Annotated in this window: 21 protein-coding genes and 1 pseudogene; 7 read left to right on the forward strand and 15 right to left on the reverse strand. The window is 69.5% G+C overall.

The genetic code is table 11. The features are described from left to right. Positions 1-26: 26 nt before the first annotated feature. The gene (locus Q0C57_RS19840) at positions 27-305 is read left to right on the forward strand and encodes a hypothetical protein (protein WP_296579283.1); all 279 of its coding nucleotides are present in this window, start codon (positions 27-29) and stop codon (positions 303-305) included. Between the two features lie 4 nt (positions 306-309). On the opposite strand, the gene Q0C57_RS19845 is transcribed toward Q0C57_RS19840, so the two are convergent. Beyond that, positions 310-897: a histidine phosphatase family protein gene (locus Q0C57_RS19845; protein ID WP_296579285.1), complete on the reverse strand. Its 588-nt coding sequence runs from the start codon at positions 895-897 to the stop codon at positions 310-312. 129 nt (positions 898-1,026) lie between these two features. Between Q0C57_RS19845 and lspA the strand changes: the two genes are divergently transcribed. From lspA to Q0C57_RS19860, 3 genes are all read left to right on the forward strand, one after another. Then, entirely contained in the window at positions 1,027-1,536 is a 510-nt protein-coding gene (lspA, locus tag Q0C57_RS19850; RefSeq protein WP_296579292.1) for a signal peptidase II, read from the forward strand. A gap of 101 nt (positions 1,537-1,637) precedes the next feature. Then, positions 1,638-2,321 carry a hypothetical protein gene (locus Q0C57_RS19855; RefSeq protein ID WP_296579295.1) on the forward strand — a complete coding sequence of 228 codons (684 nt, stop codon included), beginning with the start codon at positions 1,638-1,640 and terminating at the stop codon, positions 2,319-2,321. 19 nt (positions 2,322-2,340) lie between these two features. Continuing rightward, complete coding sequence (locus Q0C57_RS19860; protein WP_296579298.1) at positions 2,341-2,580, forward strand: DUF2093 domain-containing protein; 240 nt, start codon at positions 2,341-2,343, stop codon at positions 2,578-2,580. Here Q0C57_RS19860 and lpxK read toward each other — a convergent pair. Genes lpxK through Q0C57_RS19890 form a run of 6 tightly spaced genes read right to left on the reverse strand, consistent with a single transcriptional unit; the run spans position 2,558 to position 8,084 of the window. Then, a complete protein-coding gene (lpxK, locus tag Q0C57_RS19865) occupies positions 2,558-3,565 on the reverse strand; it encodes a tetraacyldisaccharide 4'-kinase (protein ID WP_296579301.1) in 1,008 nt (335 codons plus the stop codon). The genes Q0C57_RS19860 and lpxK overlap by 23 nt on opposite strands. Positions 3,566-3,578: 13 nt before the next feature. Then, positions 3,579-4,880, reverse strand: a complete 1,302-nt coding sequence (locus tag Q0C57_RS19870; protein ID WP_296579303.1) for a 3-deoxy-D-manno-octulosonic acid transferase — start codon at positions 4,878-4,880, stop codon at positions 3,579-3,581. Continuing rightward, the gene (locus Q0C57_RS19875; protein WP_296579308.1) at positions 4,873-5,676 is read right to left on the reverse strand and encodes a lysophospholipid acyltransferase family protein; all 804 of its coding nucleotides are present in this window, start codon (positions 5,674-5,676) and stop codon (positions 4,873-4,875) included. Before Q0C57_RS19875 ends, Q0C57_RS19870 begins: the two co-directional genes overlap by 8 nt. 18 nt (positions 5,677-5,694) lie before the next feature. Next, entirely contained in the window at positions 5,695-5,931 is a 237-nt protein-coding gene (locus Q0C57_RS19880) for a DUF4170 domain-containing protein (protein ID WP_296579310.1), read from the reverse strand. Between the two features lie 16 nt (positions 5,932-5,947). Continuing rightward, entirely contained in the window at positions 5,948-6,748 is an 801-nt protein-coding gene (locus Q0C57_RS19885; protein WP_296579313.1) for a 3'(2'),5'-bisphosphate nucleotidase CysQ, read from the reverse strand. Then, positions 6,735-8,084 carry a TldD/PmbA family protein gene (locus Q0C57_RS19890; RefSeq protein WP_296579315.1) on the reverse strand — a complete coding sequence of 450 codons (1,350 nt, stop codon included), beginning with the start codon at positions 8,082-8,084 and terminating at the stop codon, positions 6,735-6,737. Before Q0C57_RS19890 ends, Q0C57_RS19885 begins: the two co-directional genes overlap by 14 nt. A gap of 344 nt (positions 8,085-8,428) precedes the next feature. Between Q0C57_RS19890 and Q0C57_RS19895 the strand changes: the two genes are divergently transcribed. Continuing rightward, positions 8,429-9,010 carry a DUF6101 family protein gene (locus Q0C57_RS19895; RefSeq protein WP_296579318.1) on the forward strand — a complete coding sequence of 194 codons (582 nt, stop codon included), beginning with the start codon at positions 8,429-8,431 and terminating at the stop codon, positions 9,008-9,010. Between the two features lie 121 nt (positions 9,011-9,131). Then, positions 9,132-9,815 carry a DsbA family protein gene (locus Q0C57_RS19900; RefSeq protein ID WP_296579319.1) on the forward strand — a complete coding sequence of 228 codons (684 nt, stop codon included), beginning with the start codon at positions 9,132-9,134 and terminating at the stop codon, positions 9,813-9,815. A gap of 160 nt (positions 9,816-9,975) precedes the next feature. Here Q0C57_RS19900 and Q0C57_RS19905 read toward each other — a convergent pair whose 3' ends face one another. From Q0C57_RS19905 to Q0C57_RS19925, 5 genes are all read right to left on the reverse strand, one after another. Then, positions 9,976-10,455, reverse strand: coding sequence for an ATP F0F1 synthase subunit B (locus tag Q0C57_RS19905; protein WP_296579321.1), 480 nt, complete (start codon positions 10,453-10,455; stop codon positions 9,976-9,978). Positions 10,456-10,465: 10 nt separating this feature from the next. Further along, a complete protein-coding gene (locus Q0C57_RS19910) occupies positions 10,466-10,999 on the reverse strand; it encodes a F0F1 ATP synthase subunit B' (RefSeq protein ID WP_296579323.1) in 534 nt (177 codons plus the stop codon). A 140-nt stretch (positions 11,000-11,139) separates the two neighbouring features. Beyond that, a complete protein-coding gene (locus Q0C57_RS19915) occupies positions 11,140-11,367 on the reverse strand; it encodes a F0F1 ATP synthase subunit C (protein WP_137098797.1) in 228 nt (75 codons plus the stop codon). Between the two features lie 61 nt (positions 11,368-11,428). Next, positions 11,429-12,178, reverse strand: a complete 750-nt coding sequence (locus Q0C57_RS19920; RefSeq protein WP_296579331.1) for a F0F1 ATP synthase subunit A — start codon at positions 12,176-12,178, stop codon at positions 11,429-11,431. A 48-nt stretch (positions 12,179-12,226) separates the two neighbouring features. Further along, the gene (locus Q0C57_RS19925) at positions 12,227-12,580 is read right to left on the reverse strand and encodes an AtpZ/AtpI family protein (RefSeq protein WP_296579335.1); all 354 of its coding nucleotides are present in this window, start codon (positions 12,578-12,580) and stop codon (positions 12,227-12,229) included. Between the two features lie 341 nt (positions 12,581-12,921). On the opposite strand from Q0C57_RS19925, the gene Q0C57_RS19930 reads away from it, so the two are divergent. Next, on the forward strand, positions 12,922-14,916 hold the full coding sequence (locus Q0C57_RS19930; protein WP_296579338.1) for a primary-amine oxidase: 1,995 nt from the start codon (positions 12,922-12,924) through the stop codon (positions 14,914-14,916). Between the two features lie 135 nt (positions 14,917-15,051). Here the strand turns inward: Q0C57_RS19930 and Q0C57_RS19935 are convergent, their stop codons facing one another. The 3 genes and pseudogenes from Q0C57_RS19935 to Q0C57_RS19945 all read right to left on the reverse strand — a co-directional run. Then, complete coding sequence (locus tag Q0C57_RS19935) at positions 15,052-15,492, reverse strand: BrnA antitoxin family protein (protein ID WP_296579340.1); 441 nt, start codon at positions 15,490-15,492, stop codon at positions 15,052-15,054. Further along, a complete protein-coding gene (locus tag Q0C57_RS19940; RefSeq protein ID WP_296579342.1) occupies positions 15,443-15,721 on the reverse strand; it encodes a BrnT family toxin in 279 nt (92 codons plus the stop codon). The genes Q0C57_RS19935 and Q0C57_RS19940 overlap by 50 nt, the downstream gene beginning before the upstream one ends. 614 nt (positions 15,722-16,335) lie before the next feature. After that, positions 16,336-17,250 (reverse strand): annotated as a pseudogene (locus tag Q0C57_RS19945) (chromosome segregation protein SMC); the annotation flags it as partial.

The following is a 17,250-nucleotide window of genomic DNA, read 5'->3' on the forward strand; positions in this document are numbered from 1 at the left end:
GCGCCGACCCCTGCGCAGGAGCCGCCATGACCCGCATCGCCGTTCTGGCCTTTACCGCCCTCATCGCCACCGCACCCGCCCTCTGGGCGCGCGGCACGGGACTGGAGGACGAGACCCGCGATCGCGTGCTGCTGGTGCATCAGAGCCGCGGCACGCTGGCGCCGGGCACCCGGCCGAAATGTTTCCCGGCGCGCATGGATGATACGGTCGCGGCCAGCCAGTACCAGTGCCCCTGGGACCGGCCGAACGGCCAGCCGCGCCTGCCGACGGCGCGCAGCCTCTGGGGCATTCTCGGCGGCCATTGAGCCTTCAGGGCGCCTCGACGGTGAAACGGTCGTCCTCGAAGACATAGACGACCCCCTGGCGGACGAAGACCTCCGACGCCCTGACCCTGTCCATGGTGCCGCGCAGCGCCATCAGGGTGCGGCCGACACCGCCATGCGAGACGATGACGCTGGGACGGTCCAGCGTCGCGACGAAGCCGCGCAGCCGCGTCGCGACATCCTCGTAATTCTCGCCCTGCGGCGGCTTGGTATGCCACTTGTCGGCGAGGCGGGAGGCGGCGACGGCGGGGGAATGGGCCTCCACCTCCGGCCAGGTCAGGCCTTCCCAGGCGCCGAAGGAGAGCTCCATCAGCCGGTCGTCCAGGCCGTAGGCCGGCGGGTGCAGCCCGAGGCGGGCGCGCATGCGCTCCATGGTCTCGCGCGTGCGCGACAGCGGGCTCGCCCAATAGGCGAGATCGGCGTAACCCGGCTCCAGCCGGGCGAGAATGGCGCCGACCTCCTCGGCCTGGACCCGGCCGACCGCGTTGAGGGGGATGTCACGCTGGCCCTGAAGCCGGCCTTCGGCGTTCCAGTCGGTCTCGCCGTGGCGGACGAAGTAGAGCTTGTGGGTCATGGCTGCACGATGGGGGACCTGCGATGAAATCCGTATGGCGGCTCGCCGCAGGCTTGTCGAGGATAAGTGCTTGACCCGCCCCGCCGGACGGGCCACCTCCGCGGGAGACTGCCACGGGATGATCCGCCCTTGACCCCTTCGCCGCATCTTCGCCCCGGCCTGATCGCGCTCGCCGCCACCTTCGCCGTCGACCAGGCCTTCAAGGTCTTCATGCTCCAGATCGTGGGCATCACCACGGGACAGGTGATCACCGTCGCCCCGGTCCTCGATCTGGTGATGGCCTGGAACTACGGCGTCTCCTTCGGCCTGTTCCAGCAGGACAGCCTGTTCGGCCAATGGGCCCTGGTGCTGTTCAAGGTCGCCGCGGTCGCCCTCATCGGCTGGTGGCTGTGGCGGGCGGAGAGCACGCTGACCGCCCTCGCCCTCGGCCTGATCGCCGGCGGGGCCGTCGGCAACGGCCTCGACCGGGTGCTCTACGGGGCCGTCGCCGATTTCTTCGCCTTCCACATCACCACCGCGACCTGGCAGTTCCAGTGGTACGTGTTCAACCTCGCCGATGTCGGCATCGTTGCGGGCGTTGGGCTCCTTCTGTATGAGTCCCTCTTCGGCGGCCGGCCGGATGCCTCGAAATCGGCATGATCTTGACGGATAGGACCGGCTGCATATCGGCGCCCCGCGCGCCGGGTCCATTCAAGGCCGGGTCTTTCCATCGGGCCGGGCTCTTTCTAGGGATGACCGACATGACGCGCATCCGCACTGCGCTCCTCGCCACGGCCCTCACCGTCGCCGGATCCGCCGCCTTCGCCCAGCAGGGCGATGGACCGAGCTTCGAGGCCAATGTGATCGGCGGCCTGCTGAGCGGCCTCGGCCTCGTCGAGACCGCGCGCCCCCCCATCGACTATCGCGAGCGCGCTCCGCTGGTCCTGCCGCGTGGCAATGCCCTGCCGCCGCCGCAGGAATCGGCTGCCGCCCGCAATCCCAACTGGCCGAACGATCCGGACGTCGCCCGCGCCCGCGCCGCCGGCCTCGCCGCCAACACGCCGATCCAGCGGGACGAGTTCGGCCGCACCATGACCAATGCCGAGTTGCGCGCCCGCCAGGGCGGCTGGTTCGGCGGCGGCGTGGTCGACGCGACCCGTGACCGTTCGCAGGCGCAGATTTCCGGCCCCGCCACGGTGGACGAGATGCGCGTCGCGCCGATCTGGTCGCAGGTCGGCTCGCTGTTCGGCGGATCGTCGCGCGACAACCAGGTCGTGCCCTTCCCCGGCGAGCCGCCGCGGCGCCGCCTGGTCGAGCCGCCGCCGGGCTACCGCACCGCCTCGCCCGACGCACCTTACGGCCCGCTCGGCCGCCGCCCCGACGATCCGCAGGCGCCCAATGCCCGCCGTTCGTCGGGCCAGGACCCGGCGGGTCCGCGAAACTGACCGGCGGGAGCGGATCACGATGCTCAACCGTCTGACCTCCGGCCGCCCGACCGACGGCGAAGCCGAGCTGCGCTATCTCGACGCGGATTTTCGCATCGTCCGGCCGGGGACCTTCGTGCGCTGCGCGGTCACGGGGCAGCCGATCGCCCTGGACGACCTGAAATACTGGAGCGTCGCCCGGCAGGAGGCCTATTCCGGCCCGCCGGCCGTGCTGCAGCGGCTGCATCCCGAGCGGTTCAAGGCCTTCGCGGCGCGCTGAGCCGGTCGAGAAGGGCGTCGACGGCCTCCGCCTCCTCCACCACCAAACGCACGCCGACCACCCGCGTCGCGGCGGCAAGCCGCTCGAGCGCCGGCGAACCCGACAGTTTCACAGCGTCCTTCGCGGTGGTCACCAGCGGCAGACCGGTGCGCACCGCCTCCGCCAGCAGCCGCTCCGCATCATCCTCGCTGTAGACATGGTGATCGGCGAAGGGCCGCAGCACGGCATTGCGCGCGCCGGCGGCGCCGAGCGTCTCGGCAAACTTGGCCGGCCGGCCGATCCCGCAGAAGGCGAGGACGTCGCGCCCGGCGAGCCAGGCCGCCGTCTCGGCCGCGACGACCAGCCGTCCGTGCAGAACCGGGCGGCCCGCCGCCCGCACGCCGGCGGCGACCGCCTCCCCCGCCGCACCCGCGCCCACAATCAGCAGCGCGTCGGCACGGGCGAGCTGCGGTGCGAAAGGCGCGCGCAGCGGGCCTGCCGGGAGAACCCGGCCATTGCCGAGACCGGCGGCGCCGTCCACGACTAGGATGGAGACGTCCTTGGCGAGGGCCGGATTCTGGAAACCGTCGTCCATGACGATGACATCTGCGCCTTCGGCAACGGCGATCGCGGCGCCGGCCGGCCGGTCGCGCGCCACCACGGTCGGACGGCACCGGGCATGGAGCAAAGGCTCGTCGCCGACATCGGCAGCGCCGTGGATGGCGAGATCGACAAGGACCGGGCCGGCGAGGCGGCCGCCATAGCCACGGCTGAGAATGGTGGGGCGCAAGCCGCGGGCGGCGAGCAGCCCGGCGATCCATTGCGCCGCGGGCGTCTTGCCGGCACCGCCGACGGTGGGATTGCCGATGCAGACCACGGGAACGGCGGTGCGGGTGCCCGGCCGGTCCATCCGGGCGAGGGTGACGGCGCCGACGAGGGTGCCGAGCGGGGCCAGGAGGCGGCCGGCGGCCGCATCGGGGTCAGACCAGAAGGCGGGCGCCTTCATGTGCGGCCCGCCATCAGTTGCCCCGCACGGCGAGGCTGAGGAAGTAGGGTTCGATGGCGGCGAGGGTGCGGTCCAGCGCGCCGCCGAGCGCCGTGACGGTCTCGCCGGCCGCCTCGCGCTGGCGCAGCCGCTCGTTCGGGTCGGTGAGCAGCAGCAGCGCCGCGGCAGCGAGGTCCTGGGCATTCTCCACCTGCCGGGCCGCCCGGTTCTCCGCAAGCGCCGCATAGACCGCGGCGAAATTGGACACATGCGGTCCATGCAGGATGGCAGCGCCGAGCTTGCCGGGCTCGATCGGGTTCTGGCCGCCATGGCGGATCAGCGAACCGCCGAGAAAGGCGACGGGCGTGGCCCGGTAGAACAGGCCCATCTCGCCGAGCGTGTCGGCGACATAGACCGCATGGCGCACTTTCGGCAGTTCGCGGCGCGAGCGCTGGCAAGCCTGCAGGCCCGCCGCTTCCGCCAGCGCCATGATGGCATCGCCGCGCTCGGGGTGGCGCGGGGCGACGATGGTGAGGAGATTGCTCAGGCGCGGCGCCATCATCCGGTGCGCCGCGAGGATGATCTCGTCCTCGCCCTCGTGGGTGGAAGCGGCGAGAAAGATCGGGCGCCGGCCGATCGCCTCAGCGAGCGCCATGGCGGCGGCGGGCTCGGCGTCGGGCGCGGGCACGTCGAACTTGAGATTCCCCGTCGTCGACACGCGCGGGGCCCCCAGCGCCTCGACCCGGCGGGCGTCGTCGACGGTCTGCATCAGGCAGAGCTCGAAGCGGGAGAACAGCGCCTTGATGGAACGCGGGACGCGTCGCCAGCTGTTGAAGGAGCGTTCGGACATGCGGCCGTTCACCTGGATCAGCGGCGTTCCACGGGCCGTGGTGCGCAGGATCAGGTTCGGCCAGAGCTCGGATTCGGCGAAGATGGCGAGATCCGGCCGCCAATGGTCGAGGAAGCGCTCGATGAAGGACGGCACGTCCCAGGGCATGAACTGGTGGATCGCGCCGGGCGGCAGGCGGCGGGCGGCCAGAGACGCGGCGGTCAGGGTCACGGTGGTGACGAGCACGGTCAGGCCGCGCGCCTGCAGCCGCGTGGCCAGGGGAACGATGGAGAGGAACTCGCCGACGCTGGCGCCGTGCAGCCAGATCAGCCGGCCGGCCGGCCGTTCGACCGTGGCGAAGCCGCGGCGCTCCTGAACCCGCTCGGGGTCCTCCTTGCCGCGCTTCAGCCGCCGGCGGGCGAGCAGCGTCGCGACCGGGGCCATCAGCGCGGTCGCCCCGACATAGGCGCGCAGCGTCAGGGGTGTGCGGAACGGGCGGTCACGCATCGGGCGGCCCGGATACGGGCGCGGCGGGACGGCGGGACGCCGCGGCAAGCTCGCGCGACGCCACGAGGCCGGCGACGATCTCCGGTGACCAGAGCTCCGGCTTCGCCCGGCCCTCGGCGATGGCATAGGCGCGTTCGGTCGCCGCGTTGAGCGCCGCCTCGACCTGTTTCCGGTAGATCTCGAGGGTGGCGGCATCGGCCTGGGCCGGCACCCAGATCGGCGCGCCGGCGACCGCCGCGCCGCGCGAGAAGGGCAGGTTGACGCTGGCCTTGTCCCAGGATTTCAGGTCGATGCGGCGCGCGGTGGCGACGGCGATCGGCAGGATGGGACGACCGCTCTGCTTGGCCAGCATGATGATGCCGAGGCCGGCCCGCTTGGCGATCTTCGGGACATCGGCAGTCAGTGCCATGGTCTCGCCGTCGGCCAGCGCCTCCAGCATCTTGAAATAGGCACTGACGCCGCCCTTGCGGGCGAACTCGCCCCGGTGGTCGCCGGATCCGCGAATGGTGCGCACGCCGAGCTTCTCGGCGGCGATGGCGTTCATCTCGCCGTCGGCGGAGCGCGAGATCAGCACGGCGGCGCGGTATTCCGGCCGCTTCACGAAGGGCGACAGGAAGTGCTGGCCGTGCCACATGGCGAAGATGACCGGCAGGTTCTCGTCGGCATAGTCATAGATGTTCGGCGGGTCGAGCTGGAACCGGCCGGTGCGCCAGACCAGGCGCAGGTAGCCGGCGAGCAGCGCGCCCGCGGCGGCGCGCACCCTTTCGGAACGCGCCAGACGCTTGAGGAAGGACACCGGAACCGAGACCGCCGGTCAGGCCGCGTCCGGATCGAGCAGGCGGTGCAGATGAACGATGAAATAGCGCATATGCGCATTGTCCACGGTCTGCTGGGCCTTGCCCTTCCAGGCGGCGTGAGCGGAGGCATAGTTCGGATAGACGCCGACGATGTCGAGCTTGGAAAGGTCGCGGAACTCGGTTCCGTCCAGCCGGGTCAGCTCGCCGCCGAACACCAGGTGCGGGAGTTGTTTGGGCTCGCCCGTCGCAGTCATGATGATGGTCTTCCCCTCAGGTCGTCCGGCCGCGGCGGCGATCGTCTCCGGCAACCTGCCGGAGAAGCTCATGCAGCGGGGAACCGGCACAAACGAGCGGAAAATGCGTGGGAACGGGCCTGTTGTAGCAGGGCACGGTTCCGTCGAGGCCGGTCAGTGATGCCCCCGCTTCGTGCACCAAAAGATCGGCCGCCGCAAGGTCCCAGTCATGGCTCTGGCCACCGGCGAAGCCGGCGTCGATCTCACCGGCCGCGACCTTGGCGAAGCGCAGGGCGAGGGAATGAATCTTCGGCAGGGCCGTGGCGCCGGCCTTTTCGGCCCTGATCGTCATGGGCTTGGGGCCCGCGACCACGGCGCCGTCGATGCCGGCGCGGCTCAGTGCCACGAGAGGTCGGCCAGAGACGCTCGCGCCATGGCCGCGGGCGGCGACGAAGGTGCGCCCGGCCACCGGCTCGGCCAGCGCCGCGGCCACCGGGCGGCCGTCGCGCACCACGGCCAGCGAGATGGTCCAGTCCGGCAGTCCGGCGGCGAAGGCGCGGGTGCCGTCGATGGGATCGATGATGAAGACCTCGCGCCGGCCGAGACGGCTGGGATCGTCCACAGTCTCCTCCGACAGCCAGCCGAAACCAGGGCGCGCCTCGCCGAGCCGGCGCTTGAGGAAGCGGTCGACGGCGATATCGGCCTCGGTTACCGGCGAGGCGCCAGCCTTGGTCCAGGTGCGCATGCCGCGGCGCGCATAATCGAGCGCCATGGCGCCGGCCTCCTCGGCCAGCGCCGCCAGGAGGTCGCGCAGGACGAGATCGTCAGCGTCCGGCAACGGTGAGGCCCTCGACCAGGACGGTGGGGGCGTCGGTGCCGTGGCGCAGGACGAGGTCGTCGGCCGGCGTGAGGTTGGCGAACATGTCGACGAGGTTGCCGGCGATGGTGATCTCGGCGACCGGATAGGCGAGCTCGCCGTTCTCGATCCAGTAGCCCGAACAGCCGCGGGAATAGTCGCCGGTCACCATGTTGACGCCGCTGCCGATCATGTCGGTGACATAGAGCCCGTCCTTGACGGCGCCGATCATGGCGGCCGGGCTGACCGTGCCGGCGGCCAGATGGAGGTTGGTCGGCCCGGGCGAGGGGGCCCCGCCGGTGCCGCGGCTGGCATGGCCGGTGGTGGCGAGGCCAAGCTCGGCCGCCGTGGCGCTGTCGAGCAGCCAGCTCGTGAGAATGCCATCCTCCACCAGGGTCAGCGGCCGGGTGGCCACCCCTTCGCCGTCGAAGGGCCGCGAGCGCAGGCCGCGCTGGCGCAGCGGGTCGTCGATGATGCGGACGCCGGCCCGGAACAGCCGCTGACCCAGCTTGTCGCGCAGGAAGGAGGTCTTGCGCGCCACGGACTGGCCGTTGGCGGCGGAGGCGAGATAGGAGGGGAAGCTCGCGGCGCTGCGCGGGTCGAAGATCACCGGCACCTTGCGGGTGTCGACCTTGCGGGGGTTCAGGCGGCGCACGGCCCTTTCGCCGGCATTGCGGCCGATGGTCTCCGGGGCGTCGAGGTCGGCGCGGTGGCGCACGGCGCTGTAGTCGTAGTCGCGCTCCATACCGGTGCCCTCACCGGCGATGGCGGTGACCGAGAAGGAGGTGGAAGAGCCGAGCGTGGCGCCCTCGAATCCGGTGGAGGTGACGAGGGCGAAGCCGCCGATGCCGGCGCCGGCGCTGGCGCCGCCCGACCTGGAGACGCCGGTGACCGCCAGTGCGGCCGCCTCGGCGCGGCGGGCGAAGTTCTCAAGATCGGCCACCGCCGTCATCACCGGGTCGATCAGGTCGAGATCGGGCCAGGCCGTGGCAAGGGCGGCGGGATCGGCAAGGCGGGCATAGGGATCCTCCGGCGCCACCCGGGCGATGGCCACCGCCCGCTCGGCCAGCGCCGCGACATCCTCGCGCGGGTCGTTGGAGGAGACCGAGGCGCTGCGCCGGCCGACAAAGACGCGCAGGCCGATATCGTCGCCCTCGGAGCGTTCCGAACTCTCCACCTTGCCCTCGCGCAGCTGCACGCCGACGGAGACGCCGCGCACAGCCATGACGTCGGCGGCATCGGCACCGGCCTTGAGCGCGGCGGCAACCAGGCGGCGGCCCTGGGCGAGCAAGTGGCCGGTATCGAGGAGATCGGACATGAGGAGCCTTGGGAGCAGGAGCCCTCCGGGAACGCGCGGGCTCGTCTCCCTCGTTTAGGCATCGCGGGCGCGGGTTTCAAGGCAGCGATCGCCGTCCGGCCAGGGCCGTCAGGCTTCGTTCATCCTGTTCCTCAAGGTGCGCGCAACCACGCGGGCCAAGCATTGGGAAAGCACATCGCCCAAGGCTTTCTCAAGCATGCGCCAAGGTCAGCACTTTTCGCCATCGGATTGAGGTCCGCTTAACCGTCCAGCTTAAGCGGTCGGACAAGAAATGCTGCCAGAGTTCTCCCAACGACGGGGCGAGAGCCGGTTCGAGCCGGCCGAAGACCCCAAGGGAGCATGCTGTGTTGCGTCAAACAGAACCCGGCGTCCTCGCCGCCGGGATCGGGGCCGCCTTGCGCCTCGATCCCGCCCAGTTGCCGACCCGCTATGCCGCCCCCGACCGGGGCGCCGACAGCGGCCAGCGGTCCATCGACCTTCATGCCGACCGGGTGGTCATCCGCCGCATCTCCAGCGGCGCGCGGATGAAGCTGCAACTGCCGGTCTCGGCCTATCGCGGCGTCGCGGTCCGGGTGGGCGAGGATGCCTCCCGGGCGGGCGACACGGTCGATGTGGTCCTCGTCCATGCCGATCCCGCGCTCAGCGTGCCGCTGGTCTCCATGGCGAATGCCGACGACGTCGTCGCCGACTGGCAGCTCTGGGGCCAGGCCCTTTGCCTGCCGCTGCTGATCGAGGATCACAACGGGGCCATGCGCGAGGCCTTCCCGCGTCTCGGCGCCGTCAGGCTCGGCCGGCCCGGACCCCGCCGCCGCCGCCGCTCGACCCTCAAGGACCGCCGTCCCGCCTCCCTGATGCGGCGCAAGGCCTGCTCTGGCCTCGCCGGCCAGCCGGTCCATCACGAGCGCGAGATCATCGCTCGCACCTGAACCGTCTCGCAGAAGTGTGACCGCACCGACCCGTCCCGCTGGCGGCCCTGATGTTGCCACGCGGCGGTGCCAGAGCTATGGCCTTGGACTTGCTCCCGCAGGGATCGTTGAGGACACAGCCATGCTGTCGCGCAGACATTTCATCGAAGGCTCGGCCGCCCTTGGCCTCGTTGCCGGTTTCGCGCCCGTGGCCCTGGCGCAGCGCCGTCCGCAGAGCGAGACGGTCGACGTCGCCCAGCTGATGCAGCCCGGACCGCTCGGCGATGTCTGGCTTGGCCGGACCGATGCGCCGGTGACCATCGTCGAATATGCCTCGCTGACATGCGGGCATTGCGCCACGTTCCACGTCAACACCCTGCCCGAGCTGAAGAAGAAATACATCGAGACCGGCAAGGTGCGGCTGGTCTTCCGCGAGTTCGCCCTCAACCAGCTCGACGCCGCCGTCTACATGCTGACGCGCTGCGCGCTCAATGCCGACGGCAAGGCTGGCGAGGGCGTCGATCCCACCCGCTACTTCGCCCTCGTCGAGGTGTTCTTCCAGCAGCAGCGGAGCTGGGCCTTCGGCGGCAATCCGCTGGAGGCGGTGACCGCCATCACCCGCCAGGCCGGCATCACCCAGACGCAGTTCGAGTCCTGCCTCAACAACCAGGCGATCCTCGACGCGCTCAACGCCACGCGCGAGCGCGCGGCTTCCGCCTTCGGGGTGGAATCGACCCCGACCTTCTTCATCAACGGCCGGCGCATGCTCGGCGCCCAGCCGATGGCCGAGTTCGAGAAGATCATCGACCCGCTGCTGCGAGCCTGATCCCGCGCGCGTTTCGGCTCCAGCAAGCCGCCGGGTCCGCCCGGCGGCTTTTTCGTGTGCGGGTGGGGCCATCTCCCGCGACCGGGTCCCGACACCCCGCAAACGAAAACCGCCGGGCGGGGCCCGGCGGTTCGCGAAAGTCGGTGGCAGATGGGGGAACTCAGTTCAGCTTCGCCTTGATCTCGGCGATACCGGCGGTCATCAGCTTGGCGCCGGCCGCGCCGCGGGCCATGTCGGCGAGGACCGCGCCGGCGGCGCTGGTCGCCACATCGGCGGCGGCGGCGCGCACATCGGCAATGGCCTGGGCCTCGGCCTGGGCGATCTTGGTTTCCGCCATCGCCGTACGGCGGGCGACGAACTCCTCGATCTTGGCCTTGCCCTCGGCGGCAAGCCGCTCGGCATCGGCCTTGGCGGCCGCGACGATGTCACGGGCCTCCTGCTCGGCGCTCTGCTGGCGCCGGCGGTAGTCGGCGACGATGGATTCGGCCTCCTCGCGCAGGCGCTTGGCCTCGGCGAGCTCGGCGGCGATGCGGTTGGAGCGCGCATCGAGAGCGTTCAGGATCTTGGTATGGGCCCCCATCTTCCAGCAAATGGCGAAGAAGATGATCAGGCCGATCCAGTTCGGCAAATATTCCGACATCCGGACCTCCTCAGCGCTTCAGGGCGGCGTCGACCGCCGCTTCGAGGCGGGCTGCATCAGCCCCGGTCCCCGCCAGCCGCTCGACGATGGCCTCGGCGGTCTCGACGGCGATGGCGCGGACATTGCCCATGGCAACGGCGCGGGCGCTGCTGATCTGGGCCTCCGCCGCGGCGAGATCTGCGGCAAGCTTGGCCTCCAGGGCCTTGCGCTCGGCATCGGCCTCGGCGGTGATCTTCGCCCGGGTCTCGGCGGCAATGGCCTGCGAGCTGGCGCGGGCTTCCGCCAGGGCCTTCTCGTAGGACAGGGTCGCCGCGTCGGCCTCGGCCTTCATCGCCTGAGCGGCGGCGAGATCGCCGGAGATACGGCTCGCCCGCTCCTCCAGGATGCCGCCGATGCGCGGCGCGATGAAGCGCGACATCAGGTAGTAGAGCAGGCCAAAGGCAATCGCCAGCCAGAGCAGCTGCGATCCGTAGGTTTCCACGCGGAAGGCCGGGAAACCGCCTTTGGAGGGGACCTCGGTCCCTTGAGTGGTGTTCGTCGCCATTGCGGGACCCTATCGGCGCGCTCCGGCCAGCAGGCCGTCACGCGGAAACGAGAGCCGGCCGAAGCCGGGCGGGAACGCCGGATCGACCGCGGCCGGGGACCTTCAGAAGGCCCCGGCGCGAGCGAGACGCGGCCCGCGGATCAGACCACGAAGAGCAGGACGAGGGCGACGACCAGCGCGAAGATGCCGAGGCCTTCCGCGAGCGCCGCGCCGACGATGGCGTTGGTGAACTGGCCGGCCGCGGCCGACGGGTTGCGCAGGGCGCCGGCAACGAAGTTGCCGAAGATGTTGCCCACGCCCATGGCCGCGAGGCCCATGCCGAGGCAAGCGAGACCAGCGCCGAGATACTTGGCTGCAACCGGATCCATTTTGAACTCCTGTCAGGTGTTGGGAGCGAAGGGAGGGATGGGGAGGCCTGCCGTCACCGGATCAGTGATGGCCAGGATGGAGGGCGTCGTTGAGATAGATGCAGGTCAGGATGGTGAAGACATAGGCCTGCAGGACAGCGACGAGGAATTCGAGCGCGGTGAGCGCGGTGATCATGAACACGGGCAGGGCGGCGCCGATGAAGCCGAGGGCGCCAGCGCCGGCCATGGCGGTCACGAAACCGGCGAAGACCTTCAGCGCGATATGGCCGGCGGTCATGTTGCCGAACAGACGCAGCGACAGCGAGATCGGGCGGGAGATGAAGGAGATCACCTCGATGACGACGATCAGCGGCAGGATGACCTTGGGCAGGCCCGCAGGCGCGAAGAGCGCGAACCAGTGGGTGCCGTGCTTCCAGATGCCGTAGATGATGACGGTCGAGATCACCAGCACCGCCAGGGCGGCGGTGACGATGATGTGGCTGGTCACGGTGAAGGAGCCGGGGACCATGCCCACCAGGTTCGCCAGCAGCACGAACATGAAGAGCGAGAAGACCAGCGGGAAGAACTTCATGCCGTCTGTGCCGGCTGTCTGCCGGACTGTCCCGGCGACGAATTCATAGGTCAGCTCGGCCATGGACTGCATGCGCGTCGGCACCAGCCGGCGGCCGGACGTCGTCAGCAGCAGGAAGGCTGCCGTCAGGCCGACAATGATGAACATGTGGAGCGCGGAATTGGTGAAAGAGAAATCACCGGTGCCAATCGTGATCGGAACGATGGGGACGAGCTCGAACTGTTTGATCGGATCGGCCATCGCCGGTCTGCTCCCGCATGCGGTCTAGTCGATGGTCGGAACGGCCATTCAGCCTTCCCGATTGGCCCGCTGAGCCGATTTGACGAGGTTGTAGACACCCGTCGCGAAGCCCAGCAGAAGAAACACGATGAGACCCCAGGGCTGCGTTCCGGCGAACCGGTCCACGAGCCAGCCGATCAGCGCCCCGGCCAGGACGCCGGAGACGAAATCGGCCGAGAAGCGGAAGAGCTTCACCAGCCCGGACGGCGCCTGCGCCACCCGGCCGTCCGGCGCTGCTCCCGTGGATCGCTCGCGCTCGATGGCTTCGAGCCGGGATTCAAGGGCGCGCCGCCGCGCGTCGAGGTCGGATTCCCGAAGGGACGTTCCAGGCGTCTTGCCGTCGTGATCATCTCCTGACGCCATGGCCAGCCTCCTCGGCCGGCTCGTCGTCAGGGCCTCACGACAATAAGGTCGCCGGACTGCCAACCCCCTGAAAGCCGGGCACACCTATAGTGATGCCACGAAAACGTGTCAAGGACGTGCGGCAACAATCTAAGTAATTGACTTATTTGATATTTATCGTTGTTTGGCGGATTCACTCACCTGCTCTGCGACATAGCGCGCGCAGTGCAGCATCTATCGGGCAATGCTAGAGTTTCGCCGCGACGCGCGACGGGACGCGGGCGGAGACGACGCGGCCGGGGCACGGCACGTCGACAGCCCGGCGAAGCCTCGGGCGCCGCGTCCGTGAGGAGGAGAGCGCCATGGACACCGCCGCACCTGCCGCATCGCGCATCGGCGCCGCGCCGGCCCATCCGCTCGATCCGCTGTCGGGCCCCGAAATCGCCGCGGCCCGGGCGATCCTGATGGCGGAACGGGCGCTGCCCGCCAGCACCCGATTCGCCACGCTGCAGCTCGACGAGCCGCCGAGGGCCGCGATCGCCGCCTGGAGCCCCGGCCGGCCGCTGCGCCGGCGTGCCTTCGCCGTCACCATCGACAGCGTCACCGGCGCGGTGCACGAGGCGCTGGTCGATCTCGATGCCGGGGCGGTGCTCAGCTTCGTCACGCGCGACACCAGGGCCGCCCCCTATGGCCAGCCGCCGGTGATCATCGAGGAGTTCTTCAAGGCCGGCGACATCGTCAAGGCTGATCCGGGCTGGCGGGCGGCCATGACCCGCCGCGGCCTGACCGATGCGGAGATCGAACTTGTCCAGGTCGACCCCTTCTCCGCCGGCTATTTCGGCCGCGAGGCCGAGCTCGGCCGCCGCCTCGTCAGCGCGGTCAGCTATTACCGCGCGCAGGTCAACGACAACGGCTATGCCTCGCCGATCGAGGGCGTCGTCGCCCTGGTCGATCTCGTCGAGAACCGCGTCGTCCACCTGGTCGACGAGGAGGAGATCGTCCCGATCCCGCGCAAGCGGCGCAATTACGACCGGGCCTCCCTTCCCTCGCCGCGCGGCGATCTCAGGCCGCTGAACATCGTGCAGCCGGAGGGACCGAGCTTCAGCGTCGACGGCTGGAAGGTCGACTGGCAGAACTGGTCGTTCCGCATCGGTTTCACGCCGCGCGAGGGGCTTGTGCTGCACCAGCTCGGCATCCGCGACCAGGGCCGGCTGCGGCCGATCCTGCACCGGGCCAGCGTCACCGAGATGGTCGTGCCCTATGCCGATCCCACCGCCAACCATTTCTGGAAAAGCGCCTTCGACGCCGGCGAGTACGGCCTCGGCAAACTCGCCAATGCGCTGGAACTGGGCTGCGACTGCCTCGGCCTGATCCATTACTTCGACGTTCCCATGGCGGACGATGCCGGCCATCCCATGGTCATGCCCAATGCCGTCTGCATGCATGAGGAGGATTACGGCCTGTTGTGGAAGCATTACGAGATGCGCACCGGCGTCTTCGAGGCGCGTCGCTCGCGCCGCCTCGTCATCTCCTTCTTCGCGACGGTCGGAAACTACGATTACGGCTTCTACTGGTATCTCTACCAGGACGGCACGATCCAGCTCGAGGCCAAGCTCACCGGCATCATCCAGACTGCGGCGGTGGCGCCCGGCAAGCCCTATCCCTGGGGCGGCATGGTGGACGAGGGCCTCGGCGGCCCGACCCACCAGCACTTCTTCAACGTGCGCATGCACATGGCGCTCGACGGCGAGGGCAACACTGTCACCGAGCACGAGTTCGTGCCGCGGCCCTGGGGCACCGACAACCCCTACGGCAATGTCTTCGACACGACGTCGCGGGTGCTGTCGAACGAGCGCGACGCCGCCCGCGAGGCGGACGGGCGGACCGGCCGCTACTGGAAGATCACCAATCCCAACCGGACGAACAGCGTCGGCAAGCCGACCGGCTATAAACTGATCGTCCAGCCGAGCCCGCTCCTGCTGGCCCAGGAGGGCTCGACGGTGGCCCAGCGCGGCGGCTTCGCCACCAAACATGTCTGGGTGACGCCCTACGATCCGGCGGAAAAATATGCCAGCGGCGACTATCCCAACCAGCATGCGGGGGGCGACGGCCTGCCGGCCTATGTGAAACAGGGCCGCTCCATCGAGAATGCCGATCTCGTCGTCTGGCACTCCTTCGGCCATACCCATGTGTGCAAGCCGGAGGATTTCCCGGTCATGCCGATGGAATATGCCGGCTTCATGCTGAAGCCCAACGGCTTCTTCGCCGAGAACCCGGCCATGGACCTGCCGCCTGAGACGAATGCCGCCAGTGTGCAGACCGGGGCGGGCATGGGTGGCGACTGCTGCTGCGGGTGAGGCGGGGGCCGGTCATCGGCCTCTCCGCGTCATGGCCGGGCGTGTCCCGGCCATCCACGACTTGCACACGGCAGGAGAGTCCATTCTCGGGTGCCCGGCACCAGGAGATTGGCGGCCTTAAGTCTGGCCCACCCTTCATTTCGACTTTCTGAGCGTCCTGTTTGTCGTCGTGGCTGGGCGGCCGATCGCTTCCTTCGCGGAAATAAATTCTCCCGTCCTAGCGTCCCGGCCGATCTTGACCGGCTTGGAGGTGCCCTTGCTCGCCGTCATGTAGGAGCGCAGCACGGCATTGATGTGGGTCTGGTAGGGCCCCTTCTGCGCCTTGAAGAAGTCCAGCACATCCTCGTCCAGGCGGATCGATATGGCCGTCTTGCGCGGCGGAGGAGTCCATTCAGACACCTTTCCGACGAAGACGAGCGTCGAATTGGCGAGGTCGAAATCGGAGTCGGGGTCCTCGGCGATGGCGCGCTCGATGTCCTCGTCGGTCATGGCGCGGACGCGCTCCCAGTCGGTCTCATCCTTGAGCTTACCCGACCGGATGTCCTCCAACGTGACGCGTGTAATCTTCTCTTTCATCAGGTCTTGCCGGCCGCGCGGAGATGATCGGCTTGGCCTCTCCTCTCGGGGTCCAGACACCGGCGACGAGCCGGTTCCTCAGCGGGCCTATCGTGATCCACCGTTCCTCGCTGCGGTCTGACCGCCTGAGCGCGGCAGTTGCGAAAAACACTGTGATGGCGATCCGGAAATCGATCCCGTGTTTCTCGATATTGGCGAGACGCTTGTTCTCATCCCATTCGAATTCCATGATGAACCCCAACGAACGCCGCCGGATCTAGTCCCCATTGCCGCGGGTCATCCGTTTCGTCCGTTTCATCATGGTCAGCTGGCAGGACTACGTTTGTATATACGACGACGGGCGCGCGGTCCAGCCCTTGGTCGAAGTCCGCCACGGTTGGGCTCCGTTCGCGCCTTCCGAGTGGCACCAACACCGGGCGTTACCCCCGGGAGAGGCCGCAGGTCGAGGGAAGGGGGTCCAGCGCATGAGGGCAGGGCCAGCGGCCCCTGGATTCCCTTCCCCTCGCTTCGCTAGGCCGGGAATGACAATCCGAGAGTGTCCCGGCGCGCTCTCAGCAGGCCCGGCTCCAGGCGCAGTTGCCGAACATGCCGAAAACATACAGGACCAGCGTCACGCTGTCAAGGACTTCTGTCCTAGCTGTCTCTGCGGCTTTGGCCCGGGCTGCGGCGCCGCGGATTCTGCACGACGCCCTCTCCGTCATGGCCGGGCTCGGCCCGGCCATCCACGTCCTGGAGCGGGCGGGAAGGAATTCGTGGATGCCCGGCACGAGGCCGGGCATGACGACGCAAGGTGCCCGCGGACGAGGCGCTGTCCCCCCTCTCCCCGCCGGGGCGAGGTAACCCTCACTCCGCGGCGATGAGCTGCTCGGCGCGCCCCAGATCGACGCTCACCAGGGTCGAAACGCCGCGCTCGGCCATGGTCACCCCGAAGAGCCGGTTCATACGGCTCATGGTGATGGGGTTGTGGGTGATGACGACGAAGCGGGTGTCGGTGGTCCGCGCCATCTCGTCAAGGAGGTCGCAATAGCGCTCGACATTGGCGTCGTCGAGCGGCGCGTCGACCTCGTCCAGCACACAGATCGGCGCCGGATTGGTCAGGAAGACCGCGAAGATCAGGGCGATGGCGGTCAGCGCCTGCTCGCCGCCGGAGAGCAGCGACAGGGTCTGCGGCTTCTTGCCCGGCGGCCTGGCGAGGATGTCGAGGCCGGCCTCCAGCGGATCGTCGGATTCGACCAGCTGCAGCTCCGCCGTGCCGCCGCCGAACAGGGTGGTGAAGAGCCGCTGGAAGTTCTCGTTGACGGTGGCGAAGGAGGCGAGCAGGCGCTCGCGTCCCTCGCGGTTGAGCGCGCCGATGGCGGTGCGCAGCTTCTTGATGGCCTCGACCAGGTCGTCGCGCTCGGCAACCATGCCGTCGAACTGGGCCTGGACCTCGGTCAGCTCGTCGTCGGCGCGCAGATTGACACCGCCGAGGCGCTCGCGTTCGCGGCGGAAGCCGTCGAGCTGGTCCTCGATGCGGCGGGCCTCGGGAAGGGCCGCGTCGGGGGCAAGGCCGGCGATGCGCGGCAGGGCGAGGGGCTCGGTCTCGAATTTCTCGGCGATCTCCGTGCCGATCTCCCGCAGGCGCAGGCGGGCCGCCTCCAGCCGCGCCTCGGTACGGGCGAAGGCCTCGCGGGCCGCCGTCATGGCCTCGAGGGCGGTCCGGGCGGCGCGGTCGGCGGCGGCCAGCGCGGTCTCGCCGGCCGCGAGGGCATCGGCGGC

Origin of the sequence: Phreatobacter sp., from assembly GCF_022843985.1 — a bacterium.
Taxonomy (GTDB): domain Bacteria; phylum Pseudomonadota; class Alphaproteobacteria; order Rhizobiales; family Phreatobacteraceae; genus Phreatobacter.

Excerpts from the sequence above, each read along its gene's own strand:
- Q0C57_RS19880 (WP_296579310.1), bottom strand. The coding sequence starts at position 5,931 with ATGACTGCGACGGGCGAGCCCAAACAACTCCCGCACCTGGTGTTCGGC.
- Q0C57_RS19860 (WP_296579298.1), top strand. The coding sequence starts at position 2,341 with ATGCTCAACCGTCTGACCTCCGGCCGCCCGACCGACGGCGAAGCCGAG.
- Q0C57_RS19940 (WP_296579342.1), bottom strand. The coding sequence starts at position 15,721 with ATGGAATTCGAATGGGATGAGAACAAGCGTCTCGCCAATATCGAGAAA.
- Q0C57_RS19890 (WP_296579315.1), bottom strand. The coding sequence starts at position 8,084 with ATGTCCGATCTCCTCGATACCGGCCACTTGCTCGCCCAGGGCCGCCGC.
- Q0C57_RS19915 (WP_137098797.1), bottom strand. The coding sequence starts at position 11,367 with ATGGATCCGGTTGCAGCCAAGTATCTCGGCGCTGGTCTCGCTTGCCTC.
- Q0C57_RS19910 (WP_296579323.1), bottom strand. The coding sequence starts at position 10,999 with ATGGCGACGAACACCACTCAAGGGACCGAGGTCCCCTCCAAAGGCGGT.
- Q0C57_RS19845 (WP_296579285.1), bottom strand. The coding sequence starts at position 897 with ATGACCCACAAGCTCTACTTCGTCCGCCACGGCGAGACCGACTGGAAC.
- Q0C57_RS19900 (WP_296579319.1), top strand. The coding sequence starts at position 9,132 with ATGCTGTCGCGCAGACATTTCATCGAAGGCTCGGCCGCCCTTGGCCTC.
- lpxK (WP_296579301.1), bottom strand. The coding sequence starts at position 3,565 with ATGAAGGCGCCCGCCTTCTGGTCTGACCCCGATGCGGCCGCCGGCCGC.
- Q0C57_RS19925 (WP_296579335.1), bottom strand. The coding sequence starts at position 12,580 with ATGGCGTCAGGAGATGATCACGACGGCAAGACGCCTGGAACGTCCCTT.
- Q0C57_RS19840 (WP_296579283.1), top strand. The coding sequence starts at position 27 with ATGACCCGCATCGCCGTTCTGGCCTTTACCGCCCTCATCGCCACCGCA.
- Q0C57_RS19930 (WP_296579338.1), top strand. The coding sequence starts at position 12,922 with ATGGACACCGCCGCACCTGCCGCATCGCGCATCGGCGCCGCGCCGGCC.
- Q0C57_RS19935 (WP_296579340.1), bottom strand. The coding sequence starts at position 15,492 with ATGAAAGAGAAGATTACACGCGTCACGTTGGAGGACATCCGGTCGGGT.
- Q0C57_RS19870 (WP_296579303.1), bottom strand. The coding sequence starts at position 4,880 with ATGCGTGACCGCCCGTTCCGCACACCCCTGACGCTGCGCGCCTATGTC.
- Q0C57_RS19905 (WP_296579321.1), bottom strand. The coding sequence starts at position 10,455 with ATGTCGGAATATTTGCCGAACTGGATCGGCCTGATCATCTTCTTCGCC.
- Q0C57_RS19855 (WP_296579295.1), top strand. The coding sequence starts at position 1,638 with ATGACGCGCATCCGCACTGCGCTCCTCGCCACGGCCCTCACCGTCGCC.
- Q0C57_RS19920 (WP_296579331.1), bottom strand. The coding sequence starts at position 12,178 with ATGGCCGATCCGATCAAACAGTTCGAGCTCGTCCCCATCGTTCCGATC.